Source organism: Dyadobacter sp. 22481, assembly GCF_052044875.1.
Lineage (GTDB): Bacteria > Bacteroidota > Bacteroidia > Cytophagales > Spirosomataceae > Dyadobacter > Dyadobacter endophyticus.
In genome coordinates, this window is sequence record NZ_JBQENV010000005.1 from 352,026 (window position 1) to 374,115 (window position 22,090).

Below are 22,090 nucleotides of genomic sequence, written 5' to 3' on the forward strand. Positions count from 1 at the left end.
GATTTAGTAAGCAAAAGGGACATTCCTCTGATGCAGGTCAAAACGACTCGCACCCAAAGAGGAACGTCCCTTTTCTTTTCAGCACAAAAAACTTTTTCATACTCTTCATTTTATAATTTGTTCCAATTCTAAATAATCCCTATGTTTGCTGCGGTTTATAATTATTCTAAATAAACCACACAGTTACATCCTTAACAAAACGCTTACTGCATCAAATGCTACACCACAATTTCAAGTTGCGGGCTATGTTGTTGGCCTCTGTCGTTGCGTTCGGACTTGTCTCTTGCTCAGATGACGACGAACCTACACCTCCTGGGCAGCAAGACCTTCGTACCAAGATCGACTATGCGAAAGTAACGCCTACTACTCCTTATAAAAGCCTTTTCATCGACGCCAAAGGCGACACTACTGCCGATCTGAAATCGGGCACCGACCGTTACAGGATGTTCCAGGCACTGAATTACTACCTCGGCAGCGCTGTACGTGACTCGGCGACCCTTGATGCGACTGTGATGAAAAACATGTTTGCGAATAGTGGTAACCCGTTCAAAGACATTAAAGCGGGAGCTGTTGTGGTAAATGGAAACGATTTGAATGCCTCAGGCGTGCAGCTTCGTAACCTGACGGCCTCCTCGAGAGCCAATGCAGAGACAGACCGCAAGTTGCTGGAAGGCTATTTCAACGAGATGGCTGAAAGCAGCAAATCGGTGAAACAAACTGCGGCGAAAGGAAAGGCTGGAAAACTGGGCACTTACCTGGTCACTGCGAACGGTATTGAAATCGCGCAGATCATCCAAAAAGGCCTTATCGGCGCATTGCAGCTCGACTATATCGGTAACGTTGTGATGGACAAAGGTCTTGAAGCTGACAACAAAACATTGGTTTCCGGTAAAAAATACACTGCACTGGAACACAATTGGGATGAAGCTTTCGGTTTGCTTACGCCAAACCCTATTTTCCTCGAAGGAGCGACCGATGCCGCCAAAGGAGCAAAAGCGACCGAATCATTCCTGGGTTCTTACCTTTGGGAATACAACAAGGCTTCCTATGCCAAAATCCACACTGCATTTGTTAAAGGACGCGTGGCGATCGTGAATAACGACAAAACGGAGCTCAAAACACAGGCTACCTTCATCCGTACAGAAATGGAGAAAGCCATCGCCTCGGCAGCGTTGGGTTACCTGGCCAAATGGAAAAGCGGCACTACCGATGCGGCCCGCGCACACGCCATCGGAGAAGGGCTCGGCTTTATTTACTCGCTGCGTTACTGTACGATCAACGGCGCTGACTCTGACTTTTCCGACGCGATCCTTTTGGCACTGATCGGACCAGGCTCGCCCAACCAATTCTGGGACCTTACCAACGACAAGGTTAATGCCGCATCCGACGCTATTACCAAGAAATTCAAGCTGTAACAGCTCATATTATCTCTTTTCAAGTGGGTGGACTGGCATTTTGCCGGTCCACCATTTGTCGTTTTAAATATAACCTCTGATAAGAATGAAAAAGTACATCGCGCTCGTGCTGACATTGGTTTTCCTAGGCTGTTCGAGCGGAAGCGATAAGCCCGATCCGCAGCCGACAGACGAAGGAAAAGACCGGTCGGTGATGCTTAAAGCCTTGGCCGAAAATGTGATCATTCCCTCCTACGATCAGTTTAAAACCAAGTTTGATCTGATGTCGGCAAAGTCCAAAGCATTTACGGCAAAACCTGATAGCCAAACTTTGACTGAGTTCCGCAGCGCCTGGACCGATGCGTATGTGGCCTGGCAACGTGTGGAGCTATTCGATTTTGGTCCGGCTGAAAAACAGATTATCCGCAACTTCTTCAACATCTATCCCGCCAGCGAGGCAGGCATTGCAGCCAACATCACCGATCCAACCTCAAGCCTGGAAGTACCCGCATCCTACCCTACTCAGGGCTTTCCAGCGCTCGATTACCTTATCAATGGGCTGGGCGCCAACGACACCTCCATTCTTGCCCATTACACCACCGACAAAGATGCCGCCAAAAAACTCGCATACATTACCCGCGTGATCGCACGTATGGACTCGCTGCTGGGGAAGGTGATCAGCGACTGGAAAGGCGAATATCTCAATACTTTCATCAGTAAAACCGGCCTTGATATCGGCTCATCGACTTCATTGATGGTCAATGGCTCCGTTCTTCATTACGAACGCTACATTCGTTCGGGTAAGTTCGGGATTCCTTCCGGCGCCATGGCTAGCGGTATTCCGGCCCCGGAAAAGGTGGAAGCTTTTTACAAGAAAGACATTTCCAAAACACTCGCCCAAACGGCGCATAAAGCTTACGTGGACTTTTTCAACGGAAGACACGCGGTTACTGGCCAGGCCGGCCCAGGCCTTAAAAATTACCTGGATGCATTGGGCGCCAAGGACAGCGGCACCGGCAAATTGCTGACCGAGAGCATCAATGCACAGTTCCAGACTGCTGCCGCCAAACTCGACGTATTGAAGCCCAACTTGTACGAAGAGGTCAAAACCAATAACCAGGCCATGAAGGACACCTATACCGAAATGCAAAAGGCGGTGCGGATGCTGAAAGTGGATATGACTTCGGCCATGAGCATCACCATTACTTACACCGATAACGACGGCGATTAGCACCCAACCCATGCGGGCATATCTGCAAAAATATACCTCGGCGGCTCCCCTGGCCGTGTTCAGGGCCATTTTCGGCCTGATGCTGGCGATCAGCACAGGCCGTTTTGTGGCTTTGGGGTGGGTCAAAGAGCTCTATATCAACCCGCGGTTTTTCTTCCCGTTCTATGGTTTTGAATTCGTAAGGCCGCTGGGTGAATGGACTTACCTGCTGTTTGCGATTTGTGGCATTTCCGCATTGCTGGTCGCTATTGGCTGGCATTACAGGATGGCTTCGGTCGCACTTTTCCTGAGCTTCACCTACATTGAATTCATCGACAAAAGCACATACCTGAACCACTACTATTTTGTGAGCATGCTTTGTTTCATGCTGATATTTTTACCAGCAAACACCCTGTTTTCAATTGATTCACGCCAAAATCAAGCATTGCGTGCGGGGCAAATCCCTGCCTGGTGCCTGGATAGCATCCGGCTCATCGTGTGCATGCTGTATTTCTACGCCGGCATTGCCAAGCTCAACAGCGACTGGCTTTTGGAAGCACTACCCATGAAAATATGGTTACCTGCTAAAAATGACACGCTGCTCATCGGTACGTTGTTCAACCATTTGGAGACGGCTTACATTTTTAGCTGGATTGGATGCATTTATGACCTGAGCGTAGGATTTTTGCTCTGGAACGGCCGGACAAGACCCTTTGCCTACGCCTCGGTAGTGGTGTTTCATTTGCTGACGTCTCTGCTTTTCCCGATCGGCATGTTTCCCTATATCATGATCGTGACCGCATTGGTATTTTTTCCGGCGGAATTCCATCAGAAAATCATTGACCGTGCTGGTCGTTTGCTTGCATTACCTGCTGAGACCATCAAGCCTATTGCACCTTACCGGTTTCCCGCATGGCTTCAACCGATCGTTTACGCAGTTTTTGCGCTGTTTTTTGTATTCCAAATCACTTTTCCTTTCCGGTACCTGCTTTATTCCGACGAGCTTTTCTGGACCGAGGAAGGTTACCGGTTTTCATGGAGGGTTATGTTGATGGAAAAAGCAGGTTACACACAGTTTACCGTCACAGATGCCACTGGAAGACGACAGGTTGTAAACAATAACGATTTTCTCACGCATTTGCAGGAAAAAATGATGTCGACCCAGCCTGACATGATCCTGCAATACGCGCATATGCTGCGCGACCACTACGCTGCACGCGGCTTCACACGCCCTCATGTGTATGTAGATTCGTATGTAGCCCTCAACGGGCGCACCGGCAAACCATTGATTGCCCCAGATGTCGATTTGGCGCAACAAACCGACTCCTTCCGACACAAATCCTGGATTACCCCATTTGACAATGAAATTAAAGGTCTTTAAATTTTTACCCCTCCTGCTGCTGTTTGGCAGTTTTTCTCTGGCGCAGACCAGTCTGTCGGGCCGCATCTTTTCCAAGTCTGATACGACCGCTATTGCGGGTTGCACCATCTTTCTGAATGAAAGCCTCACCACAGTAACAGACCAGCAGGGCAGGTTCGTCTTCACCTCGGTGCCAAACGGGAATTATACCTTGCAAACCACGCTGTCGGGCTACCGGATCGAGAAAAAACATTTCAATGCCCGCGGCAAGGACCTGCGATTCGATATTTATCTGAGCTCTTCGGAGCAAAACCTTGACGAGCTAACCGTAAAAGAAAAAGCGGCGGATTTTGGTTTCTCGCGGCTACGCGGTGTGGAGAGTATGGGGATCTACGAAGGTAAAAAATCGGAGGTGATCACCCCCGAGCAACTGGTGGCCAATTTATCGACCAACAATGCGCGGCAGGTCTACTCGCGAGTGGCCGGGCTGAATATATGGGAGAATGACGGAGGCGGTTTGCAGCTCAGTATCGGCGGGCGTGGCCTGGACCCCAACCGGACGGCCAACTTCAATGTACGTCAGAATGGCCACGATATCAGCGCCGATGCGCTAGGTTATCCCGAAAGCTATTACACACCACCTATCGAAGCTGTCGGCAAGATCCAGATCGTGCGCGGGGCGGCTTCACTGCAGTACGGCACACAGTTTGGCGGGCTGATCAATTTTATCATGAAAAAACCGGTGCAGGATCGCAAAATGGAGGTGGTAGCGCGGCAAAGTGTGGGCTCTTTTGGGTTTTACAATGCATTTACCAGCGCCAGCGGCACAGTAGGCAAGCTGAGCTACTACACTTTTTTCCAATACAAAAGAGCCGACGGCTGGCGTGCGAATTCGCGGTTCAACAACTACACTTTTTATTCCGACCTTGACTATAAGCTCTCCGACAAAACCAGCATAGGCCTCGATATCACACACATGCATTACCTGGCCAAGCAACCCGGCGGGCTCACCGACGCAATGTTTGCCGACGATCCGCGCCAGACTAACCGCGAACGAAACTGGTTTGAGGTAAACTGGAACATGGCCGCCCTGCATTTCGACCATCGTTTCAATGCAGGTAATGAATTCAACCTGCGCGTTTTTGGCCTGGCAGCCAACCGGTATTCGCTGGGTTTCCGGCCCAACCGGGTGGCTACCATCGATGACAACGGAGAGCGCGATCTGATCAAAGGCGATTTCACCAACTGGGGCGCCGAAGCGCGTTACCTGAAAAGGTATTCGATTGCCAAGAAAATGTCGGTAATGCTCCTTGGGGGGCGCTACTATTATGGCTATAACCACAACTTGCAGGGACTTGGCAGCAAAGCAAAGGACGCTGATTTTACATTTGTGGAGCCCGACAGGTTTATCACCTACGACTACCGATTCCCCAACCGCAACATTTCTCTTTTCGCAGAAAACATCTTCTACCTCAACGACAAGCTCTCCATTACTCCTGGCTTGCGATTTGAATACATTAAAACCACCGCAGACGGCTACTATGGCAACATTTCGCGCGACCTTGCTGGGAATGTGATCAACATTTCCCGAACCGACGAATACCGCACCAATGCACGCCATTTCCTGCTTGCCGGCATCGGAATCGGTTATAAGCCTGCTGAAAAAGTCGAGCTTTACGGCAACATATCACAAAACTACCGCTCGATCACTTTCAGCGACATGCGCATTGCCAACCCATCCTCGGTCATAGACCCGAATTTAAAGGATGAAAAAGGGTACTCGATCGATATCGGCGTGCGCAGCCACCAGACCTCGCTGTTCAATTATGATGTTAGCCTGTTTTACCTCAACTACGATAACCGGATCGGCGAGGTGCAGTTTTATGACGAAAGCAACCGCGTGCTGCGTCTGAGAAGCAATGTCGGCCAAGCCATTATCATGGGGATTGAATCCTATGCAGAAGCTGACTTCATCAGGCTCGCCCGGCCGGAGCATAACGATTGGAGTGGCGTCCTGTTTGGAAATGTCGCGCTGATCAAATCCGAATATAATCATAGCGAGATCCCGGGCGTGCAGGGTAACCAGGTCGAATTTGTACCCAAACTCAACCTAAAAACCGGCTTGCGGCTCGGCTATAAGAAATTAAAGGGTTCTTTTCAGCTTACGCACCTGACTAACCAGTTTTCGGAAGCCACTAATGCTGTGGATGGCGGCGTATCCTCGGTGGTCGGCCTTATCCCGGCTTACAAGATCATGGACGTGAGCCTGTCCTACGAATGGAAGCGCTTCCGGCTCGAAGGCAGCGCTAACAACCTGACCAACGAAATGTACTTCACCCGCCGGGCAACAGGGTATCCCGGCCCGGGTATTTTGCCATCCGACGGGCGGGGCTTTTACCTGACATTACAGGTTAAAATCTAAGCCGGCAAAACTATTCGACCGGCGCTGAATGCAGTGCGATACGGTTCCCTTCCGAATCGATGAATGCGGCCATATAGCCGTATTCGGGGCTGATCTGCGTTTTGGGAACGGTAACTTTCCCACCTGCGGTGGCTACCCGGTCGAGCACGATCTGCACGTCCGGGTTTGCATTCAGATAAATCAACGGCCCATCGGTGGCGGAAGGTTTGTGAAACCCGCCGCTGTATACGAGCGCCCCGCCTACCCCGGTAGCCATATTGTCGATGGGGAACATCCGCATTTTAAGGTTCGGCGCGTCTAGCGGAATGAATTTAATCTCAAAAATCGACTCGTAAAAAGCGGTAGCACGATCTAGGTCGGCGGTTGGTATTTCAAACCAGCTGATGGCATTGTCCATAGTTGTCCGATGTTTAGGGATTGAATGGTAATGTAGTCAATCTCTGCGGTATTTCCCCAAAACAATCCCCAAATGGAAGCCTAGGACTGCGCTGGGACGAGTTTCGCTCTTCTCCGGATCAAGGTCTTCCCAGTTATCATGAATTCTAAGAACCTGTGAGTCGGGGATTCCCGGCGAATGTGAGGTGGCGAAAATGTGGCGGAACCCCAGGCCGGCAAAAAGATCAAACGTGAACCGGCTTGGCGTAATGAACTGCCAGCCGAAGCGCGCATGCCCGGCCAGAACGTTCTTATCGACCCGGACGTTCTGGTTTTGAAAAAAACTGCATGGGCCAAATGGACCACTGCAATCCCTGCCCGCCCATTGACTGTCGCGGTAAACGACTTTTTTGTACAAAATCTCGGGTCCAAAGTAAGCACGCATCCTGCGTCTTTCCACAAAATACCACCTCAAATGCGTGCGGGTTTTAAAAATCTGCTTGTCTGGCCGGTCATCATCGCTATACCAAGTACTGAAAGAGGAGTTTCCATAGCCCAAATCTTCCTGTAACGCGAAAACCCCGTCACCCAAAGGCACTTCCACCCCGAACTGAACGGTATTGTCGAAGTCGAACATCGGCAGCGGCGAATACTTAATGATCACGTGCCGCTTGGCGGTTTCGACGTCGAACTGGGCAAAGCAATTGTAAAAGGGATACAAGAGTGTAAGTATTGCAATGAGCGTGCTTCTCATAGAACGGGAATTTTGCTCAGGTACTCGATGCTGTCCGACTCATCGAACTTATACTGGTAGAGGCCTTCCTTGCCTGTAACGATCAACTGATTGTTTCGCACGATCACATCATATGAGGGCACTTCCTGAAAAAAATGTTTCTGGATCGGCACTTTACGGTCGGTAATATCCATCACGCGGAGTCCTTTATCACCTTCACAAACAAAAAGTTTGTTACCCGACACGCCCAACCCGTAAGGGGTATCCATTCGCTGGCTATTGACCATTTGAGGTTTGGTCGGATCGCTAATATCGACCACATCCAGCGAGCTGAAAGAACCGCCCGGCCGGCAGTTTACGCCCGCCCTCAATGTCACGTAGGCATACTGGCCCTGCACCACTACGGGATCACAGGAAAGCACATGGGTGTATTTCGATAAAAGGACCGGATCGTTCGGCGTGCTATTGTTATAAATATACATTCCGTCCGTAGCCCCTATGAACAGGCTCTTCTGATAGGGGAAGATTGTTTCAATCCCCACCCCCAGGTTCTTTGTGACCGCCTTGGCGGGGCTTCCACCTTGGTTGATATCGTAGACTTCCAAGGATTGTTTTGAAACTATATAGAGCGTGTTGCCTGTGATCGCAAACCGCGCCATTGACCCGCCTGTTCCGGTCTGCGGGCTGGGTGCAGAGTCAGACGCTCCGTCATCGCAGCTATTAAGCAAAAGCATCAGACCAACAGCGGCAAGTCCGAGAAATAAAAGGGGTATCAACTTTTTCATAGCTAAAAGATGTCTGTTAATGATTACCTGTAACATTTGGGCTGCTTCTCCATCTCGACCTTTTCCCAATCCACTATCACGCCTTTCTTCTCATCGGCACATTCAAAATAAACCCCCAGCAAAGGCGGATAGTCATGTACGGGAATAGCGTCCGGAATGACCTTGGTCACCTTCGGAGCCTTAGGATCAGCAATGTCAATAACAAGAAGGTTCGAGTGGTTGTCCGCATACAGCCAGTTATCCTTGACTGCGATATCGTAGTTACCAATAATCGAGACAAATGAAAGGTTTTCGGGCTTTTTCGGATCGGCATTGTCAATGATGTGAATGCCTTTACCGAGCTCATTAATAAAAAGGTAGCGGTCGAAAGTATAGATCTTGCCGGGCTTTCTCAGCGACTGGGCGGCTAACACCTCTACCTTCGAAATATCCTCCGGGTTTTTGTAGACCGGCCGGTAGCCTGTGCCATCGAACTTCACATTGCCGATAAAGGGTTCGGAGTCCCGGTAATAGCACGAGACCATCAGCAGCACCAGGCAGCTTGCAAGTAAGGTTCTTTTCATGGCAGGAATCTGGATTGAATTTCAGTTTTAGACACCATGTTGCATTTAAACGTTGCATTCGCTTCACCGAATTTCACTAAATAACTAAGTATTTGGACTTTAAGGGAATTATTGTACCTTATCAACAATCCTCATATTCACCATCTACTATCACCCCTCTGTTATGAAAAAGCTACTCAAAATCGTGGGCGTCCTGCTTCTTGTAATCATTCTGGCGGCCGCTGCTGCCGCTACCTATGTCAAGACTGCCCTTCCCGATGTGGGCGAGGCCCCTGTGCTTTCGATTGAAAAAACACCTGAGCGTATCGAACGCGGCAAGTACCTTGCCAACCACATTGCGGTTTGCGTGGATTGCCACAGCACACGCGACTGGTCGCGGTTTTCCGCTCCGCTTGCCGCCGGCAATTTTGGTGGAGGAGGCGAGCTTTTCAGCCGCGATATGGGTTTCCCCGGCAAGTTCTACGCCAGAAATATTACGCCCTACGGCATCGGCGAATGGACCGACGGGGAGGTCTTCCGCGCCATCACCACCGGCACCAGCAAGGATGGCCGCGCATTATTCCCTATTATGCCTTACCTGAACTACGGCCAGCTCGACCAGGAAGATATCTACTGCTTGATTTCCTATATACGCACCTTAGCGCCCGTAAAGCATGACATTGAAGCCCCGGAATACGACTTTCCGGTCAATATCCTGATTAACACGATGCCTACGAAAGCCAATCTCTCCAAACGGCCTTCTGAAACCGACCAGGTCGCCTATGGCCGCTATGTGGCCACGGCCGCAAGCTGCGTGGAATGCCATAGCAAACGCGAAAAGGGTGAAAAGGTACCGGGAACCGAATTTGGCGGCGGAATGGAATTTATCATGCCAAACGGCATTACCACCTCGGCAAACATTTCTCCCGACAAAACCAATGGTATCGGTTCGTGGACGGCCGACGCATTCGTCCAGCGTTTCAAACCCTATGCCGATTCCGCTTATCAGCCACATAAGGTAGGGGCCAAAGAAATGAATACGCCCATGCCATGGACCATGTATGCGGGAATGAAGGAAAGTGATTTGAGAGCGATTTTTGCGTATCTGCAAACTGTGAAACCGCAAAGCAACAAGGTGGTCAAGTTCCGGCCCCAATATTCGGCCGACTAAGCCGGGCGATCCTGAAAACAAAGCGGGGGCTTTGCATTACGCAAACGCCCCCTTTTCTATCGTTGAGTAAAATCACAAGCAAAATAGTGACCTAATTCGTATAATAAGTAAAATTCATATGACATTCTACAAGTTAATTATCGACCGGCTACCTCTGTAATACTCGTTAATGACGCGTCCACATCAGGAAAGCAGTGTAGATTGACAGCGCTAAACTTTTAACTACGCAGCGAGGGCGACGGAATAAAAAACGATACGAATAAATTTGATGCCACATTTCGAACAGTCACTATATACCGGATCGTTCTACACCTTTAATAACGAAAGCAGCTGACTTCAAACGGGTTGTGACGTATTCAACCGCTAAATAAATAGTCTATTATTTTATTTAACGCACCTGGGACTGCAAGTCTCTTCAAGTAACTGTGTGTAAGCTATTTCAAGTCAATCCGTCTCTATTGACGCTGCGGGCAAAAGCGGAGTGGGTTGCTTGCAAGGCAATAAAATCATAAAATTGTTAAATGGTTACCCTATACAAGCCTCTTATCCTTTATCATGAAACCTTCTAACATATTTGCCTACGCTGAACTGTCGAAATTCTCCGACGGCCTGGATAATGACGATTGCCGGTCGACGCTTCTGAAATTGCACGCTTACTTCCATGTGATACCAGCCAAAATGTTTTCGGAGCAACTTGCTTTGGAGTGGGAAGAAATATATAAAAATGTAACCAAGCATGGTCCATTGTTAGATGAAGAGGGCCGTATTGTAGTCAATTCGGTTAAGAACACGATCAGTCAGATGCAAAAAAATGAATGCTTCGACCTGGTCAGGCAAATCAGGCTACTCAGAGAAAAAGTGGCCGCTGAATTTTAGCTTAAATAAGGTTTGTTTTTGCTGTCTGAATGTCCCCGATGGACCGTCGTAATGCGCTGTTTTGACAAATTCGTTGAAGCCGATGCAGCGCAGTACAGCCACGTACATAGATCAAATACGGCTATAATCATCAAACGTATATAGATTAGAGTAACTACCTCACGTTGCAACCTTTCAATGTAATCTCCCCCGCACACACGTCTAAAACTTTCCTGACAAGATCCACAATCGCGCATCTACACAGCCCCGCAAGCCGAGTCAACAAACATGAAATTATCCAATTAATTTATATAACTAATTGAACAATTATTAGTAAAGTCGCATAATATTACAATTACTGGCTTGCTATAATAAACTTTGTTTAATAGCTTCAACCACAAATATTCTATGCCTTGGCTTGCGTTTGGCGATCAACTAAATCGACCGTAGCCAAAATCACAGCCAGGTTCAAAAACTGGCAACGCCAATTAACCCCGCACACTCAATCTTGACAAGTCCGCTTTGGAATGATATCAAAGTGAATTTTACTCAACGTTAATCTTTCGAATAGATGCTACTAACAACCACTTTCGCAAACCGGCCGAAACGGTCAGTTTCTCAAACAAGGCCCGGCGAACATGCCTCCTCAGCCGAGATAGCGCGCTGGAAAGCGCACTTCCGACGATAATCTTACAGCAAGCATTGGTGAGCCTTAGGGTACTCTCCTGTCTTCACAGCCTCGGTCATTCTTATGCGGTTGCATATGGACAGGTGTCGGCTAAATACCGTTTGCCTATTTGCCTATCTGGTAGAGTTAGTCTGAATAAAATCAGCGGAATGATGCTATGACCGTACCATAAAAACAACGGGCTTTACCAATGACTGCACTTGCTTGAACATTCCCAGCAACCTCTGGTTACCTAAAAATAATTGTATCCATTGGCAAGCGGCTCCGAAACCCGTTTGCCATTAACATCCTCCTGTCATGAAAATTGCACTGATCGATAGTCATCGAATCTTCACCGAAACCTTAAAAGAAAACCTCTTGAAAGCGATGCCCGGGCTAGAAAATATAAATATTTACAGCTCTATCGAAGCCTTCATCACACGTCAAAGCGAAGAAACCGCGCCGCTGGTCATAACTGAGCTCGTTTTCAACGGCCGGTATGACAAAGGTGTAGATTTGATTTTTTCCTCCGGGCCAAAAGCTGACGTAGTCATCTTAACCTCTATGAGCGATGAATGGCGGATTAGAAGCTATATGAACCTGGGCGCGAAAGCTTTCCTGACAAAGACTTGTCCGTTTCAGGAACTTTTGGACGCCATCGTGCAGGTGCAAAAGGGGAATTTGTTCCTATCGCAGGACATTCAGGATTTGCTATGGGCCGGAATAACAGCTGGCGGGCCGTCCCTGGATAACCTGTCAAGTATCGAGCGGGCAATCCTGGAAGGTTTATCGCGCGATGAGCCATTCAAAACGATCGCCAAACACCTGAACATTTCGATGATCGAGCTCAAATACCACCGGAGAATGCTTATGGAAAGATTCAGCCTCAAACATTTTGCAGATCTTTCGGCCATTGCCAAAAAGCCGGGCGTTTTGAACGCCGGTGCGTCCCCGAGCTACGTCGTTCGTCCTAAAAGGGCCAAGCGCCAGCGTCCGGCTCAGAAAGCTGACATATCATAAATGCCAAAGCCAGGCATCAAAGACCTGGCTTTTCAAGTGATTTGTATTAAACAGATATCGGATCAAATATATTTTGGATCGAGCGCCTTAGCCTGGGCTACGAATTCCTTTACTTTTTGCTCATCATCCTTTTTGCAGATCAACAGCACACCATCGAATTCAGCAACGATAAAGCCGTCAAGCCCGTTGATAACCACCAACTTGTCGCTTGGTGTCTTAATGATCGAGTTGGTGGTATTGTGTAGGATCAAGGTACCATCTGTTACATTCAGATTATCATCCTTTTCTGATATTTCATACATCGATTTCCAGGTTCCCAGGTCCGACCAGCCGAAGCTCGCAAGTACTACCTTGACGTTTTCAGCTCTCTCCATAATGCCATTGTCGATCGAAACGCTGCCACAATGTTGATAAACTTGCTGAATAAAGGATGCTTCCGAATCGAGATAATAATGCTCATCTCCGCTTTCAAAAATTTCAGCGATATCCGGTATGAACCGGGTCAATGCTTTTTTAAATGCGTTAACGTTCCAAATAAAAATTCCCGCGTTCCACACAAAGTCACCACTATCGAGGAATTGTAATGCGAGTTCAAAATGTGGCTTTTCAGTAAAAGACTTTACTTTTTTGACCGCCTGCTCATCGGGAACATACTGGATATAGCCATAACCGGTGTCTGGACGGGTTGGCTGAATACCTAATGTCACCAGAATATCTTCCTTACGAGTGGCCTCGAGTGACAGTTTGATCGTATTCTTGAATTCTTCTTCGTTAAGAATGATATGGTCTGCGGGAGCTACCACGACATTGGCGTTAGAACTACGTGCGGCAATTTTGTAGCAAGCGTACGCAATGCAGGGCGCAGTGTTCCTCCGGTTTGGCTCTAGCAAAATCTGGTGGTCGGCCAACTCGGGAATCTGACCTTTGATCAGATCCTTATATTCCTGACTGGTAACTATATAAACGTTTTCAATCGGGCAAACACCTTCGAATCTGTCGACAGTTTGTTGCAAAAGCGTCCTGCCCGTACCGAGGACATCATGAAACTGTTTGGGAAAGTCTGTTCTACTAAAAGGCCAAAATCGGGTGCCTATGCCTCCCGCCATGATAATAACATAAGTATCCTGCATCTGTGTTGAGTAAGTATTTTGAATTGCACTAATTAATCCTTCAAAACTATTGATAAAGCGTCAGGATGCTTTACTAAGACGGCGAAAATTCTTAAAAAACTAGTCAGCTAAGGCCCGTCCTCTCAAAAAACTTTGCGAATTCATTCCTTACCAGAAGCTTTTAGGCTAAAACATCATCAACCAATCGCATGCGAGGTGGCTTTGAATTGATACAGTTCTTGTTGCTGTTGGTTCACAGCAAAAGGAACTGTGCTCCTACCGGCTTCAAACCGACGCGCTCGAAAAGGAAATCCAACCGCAAACAAGTTTTCGTCAGTGGTCCATTTTTTAAGATTTTACTTGGGCAAGATACTTTTTCGAAGAAGGAACATTCAGCTTCTATCAGTTGCTGCTCAGCCAAAATCACCAATCCGTGCAAACAAGTTATTTTCTACATAAGGACACCTCAGAGTGGGCAAGATTTCATAACGGACGTTTGTAGAACTTTCCAGAGATGTTCAAAACAACAACCGAACGGACTGTTACGTGTCGTAACCATCAGCATCTGTGTTGAAATCGATGCGGTATAAACTCCGAGTCGTAGAAAAGCCTTATATTTACGACTCTTCCATAATTACAATTTAATAGCCTAATTTTGGGGAATTATTCAACGTTTATCTTTTAATATTTATATTATGAAAATTGCAGTAGTAGGAACAGGATACGTTGGTTTGGTAACAGGCACCTGCTTTGCCGAGACCGGTAACCAAGTGACTTGTGTCGACATCGACGTCAGAAAGGTGGAACGCCTTCAAAAAGGAGAAATACCCATTTACGAGCCAGGTCTGGACGTTCTTTTCGACCGCAATGTGGCCGAGGGACGTCTGGTTTTTACCACCAACCTGGCCGAAGGCATCAAGGATGCGCAGGTGATATTCCTCGCATTGCCAACGCCTCCGGGGGAAGATGGCTCCGCCGACCTTAAATATATTCTCAAAGTTGCCGACGATCTCGGACCGATCCTGGATCACTACGCGGTAATCATCGATAAAAGCACAGTTCCGGTGGGAACAGCTGAGAAAGTACGGGCAGCAATCGCTGAAAATGCGAAAGTGGACTTCGACGTGGTATCCAATCCGGAATTCCTTCGTGAAGGCGTTGCCGTGGAAGATTTCATGAAACCCGACCGCGTGGTAGTAGGAACAACCTCGGAAAAAGCAAAAAAGGTAATGGAGAAGTTGTACGCTCCGCTGGTACGTCAGGGTAACCCTGTTATCTTCATGGATGAGCGCTCGGCGGAAATGACCAAATATGCGGCCAACTCGTTCCTGGCGATGAAGATTACCTTCATGAACGAAATCGCAAACCTTTGCGAGAAAGTAGGAGCCAATGTCGACGATATTCGTCGTGGTATCGGAACCGACAGCCGTATCGGAAAGCGTTTCCTGTTTGCGGGTATCGGATATGGCGGTAGCTGTTTTCCAAAAGATGTTCAGGCTTTGGCTAAAACTTCATTGGATTACGATTACGACTTCCGCATCCTAAAATCGGTCATGGATGTGAATTACGACCAGAAGAAGAAATTGCTTCCAATGGTAGATAATTACTTTGCAGACGGTTTAAAAGGTAAAACGATCGCCGTTTGGGGATTGGCATTCAAACCTTATACTGACGACATCCGCGAAGCACCGGCATTGGAGAACATCGAAGCATTGCTGGCCGCCGGTGCGAACGTGACCGTCTACGACCCAGAGGCAATGAATAACGTAAGGAGAATTCTGGGCGATCGGGTTACGTTTTGCCACACGCCTTACGCAGCGCTCGACGATGCAGATGCTTTGATGATCTTTACCGAATGGCCTCAGTTCCGCACACCGGAATTCGAAAAAATGGGTAAACTGCTGAAAAACAAAGTGATTTTCGACGGCAGAAACCTGTACGAACTCGACATTATGCGGGAGCTAGGTTTTGTCTATTACAGTGTTGGTAGAGAAAAGGTGACGCCGGTATACGCCTCCTTAGAGAAACTTGTCTAACATTGTGTATGATAAATAGGCTTAATGAACTCTTCATAGAGTTCATTAAGCCTATTTATCAACATTATCTTCTGAAATTCGGTTTTCCTAAACCTAAACTGACGAATCCAATAGAAGAACTGTTCTTATTCTTGAAAATTCCGTGAGGTAAGGCGCTTCAATTTTCACATATCCGTTTGTATTAGGGTCAATAAATTCAACCGACACCGCATGCAACATCATTTGCATCATATTCAACTCTTCCTTAAAAAACCTGTTCTGCTTGTTGCACCCATGCGGCCGGTCGCCGATGATCGGGTGCATGATGTGCGCCATGTGCTTGCGGAGCTGATGCATACGGCCGGTGACCGGATTTAGCTTGACCAGCGAGTAGCGTGATGTAGGATGTTTACCGACAGCGAAGGGCATTTCCGTTCTTTGGAGCGTTTCAAAAAAGGTTACGGCATCCTGAACCACGCCGTCGTCGCGTTTGAGGGGGTAATCTATTTCCCCGCTATCAGGCGCATAGCCCCTAACAATAGCGTGATAGGTCTTTTTGACTTCACCGTCCATGAATTTGCGCTGCATTTCACTGTTCGTAGCTTCGTCGAGTGCGAAAAGCAACACGCCTGAGGTCTTACGATCCAGGCGGTGTACAGGGTAGACCTTCTGCCCAAGCTGGTCGCGCAGGAGTTGTACGGCGAAAACATCGGCGTCGCTGGCGATTGGTGAGCGGTGCACTAGCAGGCCATTGGGTTTATTGATCGCTACAAGACGCTCGCAGCGAAACAGGATCTGTAAAGGGTTCATTAAAATGTCTGAAAGCGGGGAAATTTAGCCCACCAAAATCGATTGATGTGTCGAAAATCAACAGCCGGACACATTCACACTAGTGATTTCCCGAGTCCGGGCTCTTTTTCGAATGCCGGATCCGGAACCTGATTATCCCCCACAAGACCAGGTACAATATTCCCAGCAACATGCCGATCTCCATTGCGAAGACCCAGGCGGTGCGATCCAGAAGGCTTTCGAAGAGGTTATTGATAATGGCCCTTGGCTCATGAATGATGTCCCAGCTATTCATTCTCCGCACGCGTCCCAGATATACCCCGAACCCTGCCAGCGGAAGACTGATCAGCAGCAGGGTGTTGGCTGGCTTCTTGTCGTACACCCGTCGCCACGAGCGGTGGATCCAGTAAAGCGATACCAGACCATTGAACAGACTTACTTCCGCATAGGAGAAAAGCATGATGGTGTCGTGCCAGGTGAGGTCGCGTTGGTAGTCCACGGTGAGGTGGGCAAGATCGGTGATCATGTAAGGCGCATTGGGGAGAAATGCCAGCCAGGCAATACTCAAAATGCCCAGAATCACCGGAATATCCCCGAAACGCTTCGTAAGATTGTCCGCGAAGAAAGCGATAATGAGGGGTATCCAGCTCAGAAAGAGGTTCCAGTCGAGGGAAAAATCGACGGGGGAGTTGAAAAGGATGCGGACAAGGTGAAAAAACACCGCAAGCAGGCTCAGAAGCAAAAGCAGCAGTAGCGAAAACAAACCCTCCATCGTGATGATGGGAGGATCGGATACGCTGAATTTATAATTCCTTATCCAATCTATCAGACGGTCCAAGTGTACGTAATTTAAGTTCTTCCATGACGATTAAGCAAGACAAATAATGCTCACGTCTGACCAACGCTGATCAAGAGGCCTGTGCCTCAGTAGGGTTTACGGTTTTGGGCTGATCCTTTTTAGGTCTTCGCCGCTTGTTCCTGCGCTTCGGCATGTCGGTTGCCGTCACAACGGCGCCCGTCGCCACAGCGCCCACTTCCACGCTGGTGGAGTCCTGGGGTTTTGCCTCGCGGTGTGGCTTTCTCGCAGACGTAGCCCCCGGTCCATCTTTCTTTCTATTCTTCCTGTTGCTACTGTTACGCCCTCCCGAACGAAAACGTGGCGGCTCAAATACAGGAGCCTCTCCCAGTCCCAGTTCCGAGGTAACGGATTTTTTCTCCAATTCCTTCTCAAAAAGCCTTTCGATCTTCAATACATATTTCTGATCGTGCTCATTGATCAATGTCATGGCTGTACCTTTCGATTCCGCTCGTGCCGTACGCCCTATACGGTGCACGTAATCTTCGGGATCGCGGGGAACGTCGTAGTTCACCACATGGCTGAGATTATCAATATCTATGCCGCGGGATAATACGTCGGTCGCGACCAGGATTGGAAACTGCCGGTTTTTGAAATCACGTAGTACGATTTCACGCTCACCCTGCTCTGAATCAGATGAGATACCATGCGCACCCAGGCCCAGTTTTCGCAGCGCCCGCACGATCGGCTCCACGTTCGATTTACGGGAGGTGAACAACACCATGCTGATATTTTCAACGCCTTTCAGCAAATGCATCAGCAAAGGTAGCTTTTGCTCGTCCCTGGCAAGGTAAAATTGTTGGTCAATCCGGTCAGCCGGACGTGATACCGCCAGTCTTATCTCCTCTGGGTCTTTCAAAATACGTTTGGCCAGATCGCCGATCTTTGGCGGCATCGTGGCCGAGAACATCAGCGTCTGTCTCTCAGTAGGCAGATAGCTCATGATCTTTAGTATATCACTCAGGAAACCCATGTCGAGCATACGGTCGGCCTCATCAAGAACCAAATGCCGCAGATCCCTAAAATGAACGTAACCCAACTGCAAATGCGCGATAAGCCTGCCGGGTGTTGCAATGATAATGTCGGCACCCTGAGTCAATGCTTTTTTCTGTTGGTCCCATTCGGGGCCTTTATTGCCGCCATACACGGCGATGCTCGTCGCACCTACAAAATAGCCCAGGCCCTGAATTTGCTGGTCGATCTGAACGGCAAGCTCGCGGGTTGGCACCAAAATCAGTGCACCGGTATGTTCATTGGCCTCGTGGGCGACCTTGTCGAGAATAGGAATCAGGTAAGCGGCGGTTTTGCCGGTCCCGGTCTGTGCGCAAGCGAGTAGGTCTTTGCCGCTGATAATATGTGGTATAGCCTGCTCCTGGATAGGCGTTGCCTGTTGGTAGTTCATAGAGTCCACGGCGTTCAAAACGTCTTCGTGGAGTTCAAATTCGTTGAAATTCAAAATTCAGCTTTTAAAAATCCGCAAATCCATTGATTTACAGATATGTTATAGATATAGCTGACTTTGATTTTCCCAGTCAGCAAACCGCTCGATTTGAACAAATATAACCAATAAGTGCTAAAATGACAAGAAGGTGCGAAACCATCGTGTAAAAGATTCACTACACGGCTGTCTCGCACCTTCTCCAATTAACCCGTTTTTTCAGACGTGGATCGTCGTCAGATCGTTCGCTTCCTCAGGCGTATAAAGTCTTGAACGGGTAAGAAAACGCAGCCCCAGCGGTATTTCCAGCGAAAAGCTCGAGCCCCTGCCGGGCACAACATCGATCGTCAGCTGGGTATGCTGCCAGTATTCAAACTGATCACGACTCATGAAAAACTCACAGCCCCTTATTTGCCCCAACAAAACATCATTTTCCGACAAGCGGAATTCGCCTCTGGGAAAACACATGGGTTGTGAGCCGTCGCAGCAACCGCCACTCTGGTGAAACATCAGCTCTCCGTGCAACTCCCGAAGCTGGTCGACGACCCTTTCGGCTTCGGGAGTAATCAATACGCGCTCTGTCATGACATACTCAGAAGAATCCCAACTTGTTCTTGTCATACGAAATCAGCATGTTCTTGGTTTGGCGGTAGTAGCCCAGCATCATTTTGTGGTTCTCCCGACCAAAACCCGATTTCTTATAACCACCGAACGGAGCGTGGGCTGGATAGGCGTGGTAGTTATTAACCCATACCCTACCCGCCTGGATCGCCCGCGGTACCTGGTAGAGCTCGTGTGCGTCGCGCGTCCATACACCCGCGCCCAGGCCATAAAGTGTGTCATTGGCAATGGCAATGGCTTCTTCGGTCGTTTTAAATGTTGTCACACATACCACCGGACCAAATATCTCCTCCTGGAACACCCGCATTTTATTATGACCTTTGAAAATGGTGGGTTGAATGTAATACCCCCCCGAAATACCGTTCTCAAAAGCCTGTGCAGCCCCGCCAGTGAGCACCTCTGCGCCTTCTTCTTTGCCTATTTTAAGGTAGGACAGTATTTTTTCATACTGGTCATTCGAAGCCTGCGCGCCCATCATCGTACTACCATCAAGCGGATGACCCATTTTGATAGCTTTCGTACGCTGTATCACTCTTTCAATAAACTTGTCGTAGATACTTTCATGCACCAGCATCCGCGAGGGACAGGTACAAACTTCGCCCTGGTTCAATGCGAACAGCACCGCGCCTTCGATGGCCTTGTCCAGAAACGCGTCGTCCTCATCCATTACCGACGGGAAGAAAATATTGGGCGACTTACCTCCAAGCTCCATCGTTACCGGCACCAGGTTGTCGGAAGCGTACTGCATAATAAGCCGGCCGGTAGTGGTTTCCCCTGTAAATGCAACCTTGGCCACGCGCGGCGACGATGCGAGCGGCTTTCCGGCTTCCACGCCGAAGCCGGTCACAATGTTGAGCACTCCCGCAGGCAAAATATCTCCTATAAGCTCCATTAATACCATAATAGAAGTCGGTGTCTGTTCGGCGGGTTTCACCACCACACAATTTCCCGCAGCTAGTGCGGGCGCGATTTTCCAGGTTGCCATCAGCAAGGGAAAATTCCAGGGGATGATCTGCGCGACCACGCCCAGCGGCTCATGCAGGTTAATGCAAACGGTATTTTCGTCATGCTCAGAAACACTGCCTTCCTCCGCACGGATGACGCCTGCAAAATAGCGAAAGTGGTCGACGCAAAGCGGCAAATCGGCTGCGCGGGTCTCGCGGATCGCCTTGCCGTTATCGATGGTTTCTACAATAGCCAGATATTCAAGATTATCTTCAATCACCTGCGCGATTTTCAGGAGCAGGTTGCTGCGATTGGTCGCGGAGGTTTTGCTCCAAGCCGGAAATGCGGCATGTGCCGCGTCAAGGGCGGCTTCCACGTCTTCCTTCGTGGAACGGGCGGCCTGGGTGAACACCTGTCCGTCGATCGGCGAGACGTTTTCGAAATACTCTCCTTTGGCGGGTGCCACAAATTTTCCGTTGATATAATTACCGTATTTTTCCTTGAAATCGGGCCGCCTGGCCAGATTCTCACTACTGTACGTCGTATGCTCGGCCGTCTGATTTCCGGTGATCGTGTCCATGATTAAAGGTTAATTTTAGAAATAATTGACATTACAAACCTAGTCTCGGCAACCGTTAATCATTGGCACGATCGTGTCAAGTGTTAGGATAATTATCTCATTTTTTCAAAAAACAATTATATTTAATGATTGAAGGAAAGGAAGGATCGAGAAAAGGAACGATCTTCATTTGCGATCAGAAGCAATTCACCTATTGCAGGGATTCTGAAAAAGGTTGTTGAGATTTTAAATAAAAGGACAATGGCGGCAGGTTTGAGATTGGATCAGGTGGCGGTTTCGGGAGAGAAATCGTTGAAGACATTGGTAGAAAACCGCAGAGCATTTACGCTGGAAAACTGTGAGCTGAACCTGTTCGAAACTTTACAGACTTCGGCATTGGTGCCACTTACATTCCCTGATTTTGTGGTGACTAGCATGCTGCGTGGTAAAAAAATCATGCATTTGTTTGATCAGCCGGGCTTCGAATATTTACCAGGCGAAACCGTGCTTGTACCAGCGAATGTGACGATGAAAATCGACTTTCCCGAAGCTGCCCGCGAGAATCCCACCCAATGCATTGCCCTGGCGATCGACCAAATGAAAATCCAGCAGATCGTCGACCGCCTAAGTGAGGCTTACCCGCGCGAAGGTCGGCAGCAATTCTGGTCGTTACAGCACAGCCAGTACCATTTCCTCAACAATATCGAGCTCGCCCAGACGCTCAACAAGCTCATAAAAATCTGCTCGGGCAGCGCATTAGGCAAAGACATCCTCGCCGATCTCACATTACAGGAGCTCATCGTGCACATCATTCAAACTCAGCACTTGGCGGCCACCGACGAAGCCTCTTACCTGCATGAGGACAACCCATTGGCATTTGTGGTGAGTTATATCAAGGCTAATATCAACGAAAAGATCCAGGTAGAAGACCTGAGCGAAAAAGCGTGCATGAGCCGGGCATCATTCTACCGCGCATTTAAACGCGAGTTCAGCATCAGTCCCCTGGATTTTATATTAAGAGAAAAGATCAAAAAGGCTAAGCAGCTTTTGTCCCACACAAAGGACAGCATTTCCGACATCTGCTACCAGCTTGGCTTCACCGATTTGAATTACTTCGGAAGGCAATTCCGAAAGTCGGAAGGCATTTCGCCAAGCCAATACCGGAATGTCTCGACTCGCGAGGAATGATGTTAGGTCAGATGGGGCAGGAATAGTCGTTGACCA

The 22,090-nt window shown here is 48.6% G+C and carries 19 protein-coding genes; 9 read left to right on the top strand and 10 right to left on the bottom strand.

The features are described from left to right. The first annotated feature begins 215 nt into the window (after positions 1-215). From ACTJJJ_RS29650 to ACTJJJ_RS29665, 4 genes are all read left to right on the top strand, one after another. The gene (locus ACTJJJ_RS29650; protein ID WP_229221025.1) at positions 216-1,415 is read left to right on the top strand and encodes a DUF4856 domain-containing protein; all 1,200 of its coding nucleotides are present in this window, start codon (positions 216-218) and stop codon (positions 1,413-1,415) included. A gap of 85 nt (positions 1,416-1,500) precedes the next feature. Next, entirely contained in the window at positions 1,501-2,625 is a 1,125-nt protein-coding gene (locus ACTJJJ_RS29655) for an imelysin family protein (protein ID WP_188927456.1), read from the top strand. 10 nt (positions 2,626-2,635) lie between these two features. Then, on the top strand, positions 2,636-3,985 hold the full coding sequence (locus ACTJJJ_RS29660; RefSeq protein ID WP_426293735.1) for an HTTM domain-containing protein: 1,350 nt from the start codon (positions 2,636-2,638) through the stop codon (positions 3,983-3,985). Beyond that, positions 3,966-6,386, top strand: coding sequence for a TonB-dependent receptor domain-containing protein (locus ACTJJJ_RS29665; protein WP_426293734.1), 2,421 nt, complete (start codon positions 3,966-3,968; stop codon positions 6,384-6,386). Before ACTJJJ_RS29660 ends, ACTJJJ_RS29665 begins: the two co-directional genes overlap by 20 nt. 10 nt (positions 6,387-6,396) lie before the next feature. Here ACTJJJ_RS29665 and ACTJJJ_RS29670 read toward each other — a convergent pair whose 3' ends face one another. From ACTJJJ_RS29670 to ACTJJJ_RS29685, 4 genes are read right to left on the bottom strand one after another with little or no spacing between them, the layout of a single operon-like run. Further along, entirely contained in the window at positions 6,397-6,783 is a 387-nt protein-coding gene (locus ACTJJJ_RS29670; protein WP_188927449.1) for a VOC family protein, read from the bottom strand. Positions 6,784-6,819: 36 nt separating this feature from the next. Then, positions 6,820-7,515, bottom strand: a complete 696-nt coding sequence (locus ACTJJJ_RS29675; RefSeq protein WP_188927447.1) for a hypothetical protein — start codon at positions 7,513-7,515, stop codon at positions 6,820-6,822. Continuing rightward, positions 7,512-8,279, bottom strand: coding sequence for an LVIVD repeat-containing protein (locus ACTJJJ_RS29680; RefSeq protein WP_188927445.1), 768 nt, complete (start codon positions 8,277-8,279; stop codon positions 7,512-7,514). Before ACTJJJ_RS29680 ends, ACTJJJ_RS29675 begins: the two co-directional genes overlap by 4 nt. A gap of 23 nt (positions 8,280-8,302) precedes the next feature. Then, the gene (locus tag ACTJJJ_RS29685; protein ID WP_440703733.1) at positions 8,303-8,842 is read right to left on the bottom strand and encodes a hypothetical protein; all 540 of its coding nucleotides are present in this window, start codon (positions 8,840-8,842) and stop codon (positions 8,303-8,305) included. Between the two features lie 163 nt (positions 8,843-9,005). Between ACTJJJ_RS29685 and ACTJJJ_RS29690 the strand changes: the two genes are divergently transcribed. From ACTJJJ_RS29690 to ACTJJJ_RS29700, 3 genes are all read left to right on the top strand, one after another. Further along, on the top strand, positions 9,006-9,992 hold the full coding sequence (locus ACTJJJ_RS29690) for a c-type cytochrome (RefSeq protein WP_426293732.1): 987 nt from the start codon (positions 9,006-9,008) through the stop codon (positions 9,990-9,992). Positions 9,993-10,547: 555 nt separating this feature from the next. Then, the gene (locus tag ACTJJJ_RS29695) at positions 10,548-10,868 is read left to right on the top strand and encodes a hypothetical protein (RefSeq protein WP_426293731.1); all 321 of its coding nucleotides are present in this window, start codon (positions 10,548-10,550) and stop codon (positions 10,866-10,868) included. A 964-nt stretch (positions 10,869-11,832) separates the two neighbouring features. Further along, a complete protein-coding gene (locus ACTJJJ_RS29700) occupies positions 11,833-12,534 on the top strand; it encodes a LuxR C-terminal-related transcriptional regulator (protein WP_426293730.1) in 702 nt (233 codons plus the stop codon). 62 nt (positions 12,535-12,596) lie between these two features. On the opposite strand, the gene ACTJJJ_RS29705 is transcribed toward ACTJJJ_RS29700, so the two are convergent. After that, on the bottom strand, positions 12,597-13,664 hold the full coding sequence (locus ACTJJJ_RS29705; RefSeq protein WP_426293729.1) for a mannose-1-phosphate guanylyltransferase: 1,068 nt from the start codon (positions 13,662-13,664) through the stop codon (positions 12,597-12,599). Between the two features lie 674 nt (positions 13,665-14,338). Between ACTJJJ_RS29705 and ACTJJJ_RS29710 the strand changes: the two genes are divergently transcribed. Continuing rightward, positions 14,339-15,679, top strand: coding sequence for a UDP-glucose dehydrogenase family protein (locus ACTJJJ_RS29710; protein WP_426293728.1), 1,341 nt, complete (start codon positions 14,339-14,341; stop codon positions 15,677-15,679). 93 nt (positions 15,680-15,772) lie between these two features. On the opposite strand, the gene ACTJJJ_RS29715 is transcribed toward ACTJJJ_RS29710, so the two are convergent. The 5 genes from ACTJJJ_RS29715 to ACTJJJ_RS29735 form a co-directional block, all read right to left on the bottom strand. Continuing rightward, complete coding sequence (locus tag ACTJJJ_RS29715; RefSeq protein WP_426293727.1) at positions 15,773-16,468, bottom strand: pseudouridine synthase; 696 nt, start codon at positions 16,466-16,468, stop codon at positions 15,773-15,775. 79 nt (positions 16,469-16,547) lie between these two features. After that, positions 16,548-17,285, bottom strand: coding sequence for a DUF1361 domain-containing protein (locus ACTJJJ_RS29720; protein WP_229223386.1), 738 nt, complete (start codon positions 17,283-17,285; stop codon positions 16,548-16,550). Positions 17,286-17,355: 70 nt separating this feature from the next. Then, entirely contained in the window at positions 17,356-18,759 is a 1,404-nt protein-coding gene (locus ACTJJJ_RS29725) for a DEAD/DEAH box helicase (protein WP_188939450.1), read from the bottom strand. A 201-nt stretch (positions 18,760-18,960) separates the two neighbouring features. Continuing rightward, on the bottom strand, positions 18,961-19,326 hold the full coding sequence (locus ACTJJJ_RS29730) for a DUF779 domain-containing protein (RefSeq protein WP_426295910.1): 366 nt from the start codon (positions 19,324-19,326) through the stop codon (positions 18,961-18,963). 7 nt (positions 19,327-19,333) lie between these two features. Next, on the bottom strand, positions 19,334-20,887 hold the full coding sequence (locus tag ACTJJJ_RS29735; protein ID WP_426293726.1) for an aldehyde dehydrogenase family protein: 1,554 nt from the start codon (positions 20,885-20,887) through the stop codon (positions 19,334-19,336). A gap of 240 nt (positions 20,888-21,127) precedes the next feature. On the opposite strand from ACTJJJ_RS29735, the gene ACTJJJ_RS29740 reads away from it, so the two are divergent. After that, positions 21,128-22,054, top strand: coding sequence for an AraC family transcriptional regulator N-terminal domain-containing protein (locus ACTJJJ_RS29740; RefSeq protein ID WP_426293725.1), 927 nt, complete (start codon positions 21,128-21,130; stop codon positions 22,052-22,054). Positions 22,055-22,090 lie beyond the last annotated feature (36 nt).

Bases quoted from the DNA above. Each gene is read 5' to 3' on its own strand.
- ACTJJJ_RS29650 (WP_229221025.1), top strand. From the start codon at position 216: ATGCTACACCACAATTTCAAGTTGCGGGCTATGTTGTTGGCCTCTGTC.
- ACTJJJ_RS29655 (WP_188927456.1), top strand. From the start codon at position 1,501: ATGAAAAAGTACATCGCGCTCGTGCTGACATTGGTTTTCCTAGGCTGT.
- ACTJJJ_RS29660 (WP_426293735.1), top strand. From the start codon at position 2,636: ATGCGGGCATATCTGCAAAAATATACCTCGGCGGCTCCCCTGGCCGTG.
- ACTJJJ_RS29665 (WP_426293734.1), top strand. From the start codon at position 3,966: ATGAAATTAAAGGTCTTTAAATTTTTACCCCTCCTGCTGCTGTTTGGC.
- ACTJJJ_RS29670 (WP_188927449.1), bottom strand. From the start codon at position 6,783: ATGGACAATGCCATCAGCTGGTTTGAAATACCAACCGCCGACCTAGAT.
- ACTJJJ_RS29675 (WP_188927447.1), bottom strand. From the start codon at position 7,515: ATGAGAAGCACGCTCATTGCAATACTTACACTCTTGTATCCCTTTTAC.
- ACTJJJ_RS29680 (WP_188927445.1), bottom strand. From the start codon at position 8,279: ATGAAAAAGTTGATACCCCTTTTATTTCTCGGACTTGCCGCTGTTGGT.
- ACTJJJ_RS29685 (WP_440703733.1), bottom strand. From the start codon at position 8,842: ATGAAAAGAACCTTACTTGCAAGCTGCCTGGTGCTGCTGATGGTCTCG.
- ACTJJJ_RS29690 (WP_426293732.1), top strand. From the start codon at position 9,006: ATGAAAAAGCTACTCAAAATCGTGGGCGTCCTGCTTCTTGTAATCATT.
- ACTJJJ_RS29695 (WP_426293731.1), top strand. From the start codon at position 10,548: ATGAAACCTTCTAACATATTTGCCTACGCTGAACTGTCGAAATTCTCC.
- ACTJJJ_RS29700 (WP_426293730.1), top strand. From the start codon at position 11,833: ATGAAAATTGCACTGATCGATAGTCATCGAATCTTCACCGAAACCTTA.
- ACTJJJ_RS29705 (WP_426293729.1), bottom strand. From the start codon at position 13,664: ATGCAGGATACTTATGTTATTATCATGGCGGGAGGCATAGGCACCCGA.
- ACTJJJ_RS29710 (WP_426293728.1), top strand. From the start codon at position 14,339: ATGAAAATTGCAGTAGTAGGAACAGGATACGTTGGTTTGGTAACAGGC.
- ACTJJJ_RS29715 (WP_426293727.1), bottom strand. From the start codon at position 16,468: ATGAACCCTTTACAGATCCTGTTTCGCTGCGAGCGTCTTGTAGCGATC.
- ACTJJJ_RS29730 (WP_426295910.1), bottom strand. From the start codon at position 19,326: ATGACAGAGCGCGTATTGATTACTCCCGAAGCCGAAAGGGTCGTCGAC.
- ACTJJJ_RS29735 (WP_426293726.1), bottom strand. From the start codon at position 20,887: ATGGACACGATCACCGGAAATCAGACGGCCGAGCATACGACGTACAGT.
- ACTJJJ_RS29740 (WP_426293725.1), top strand. From the start codon at position 21,128: ATGGCGGCAGGTTTGAGATTGGATCAGGTGGCGGTTTCGGGAGAGAAA.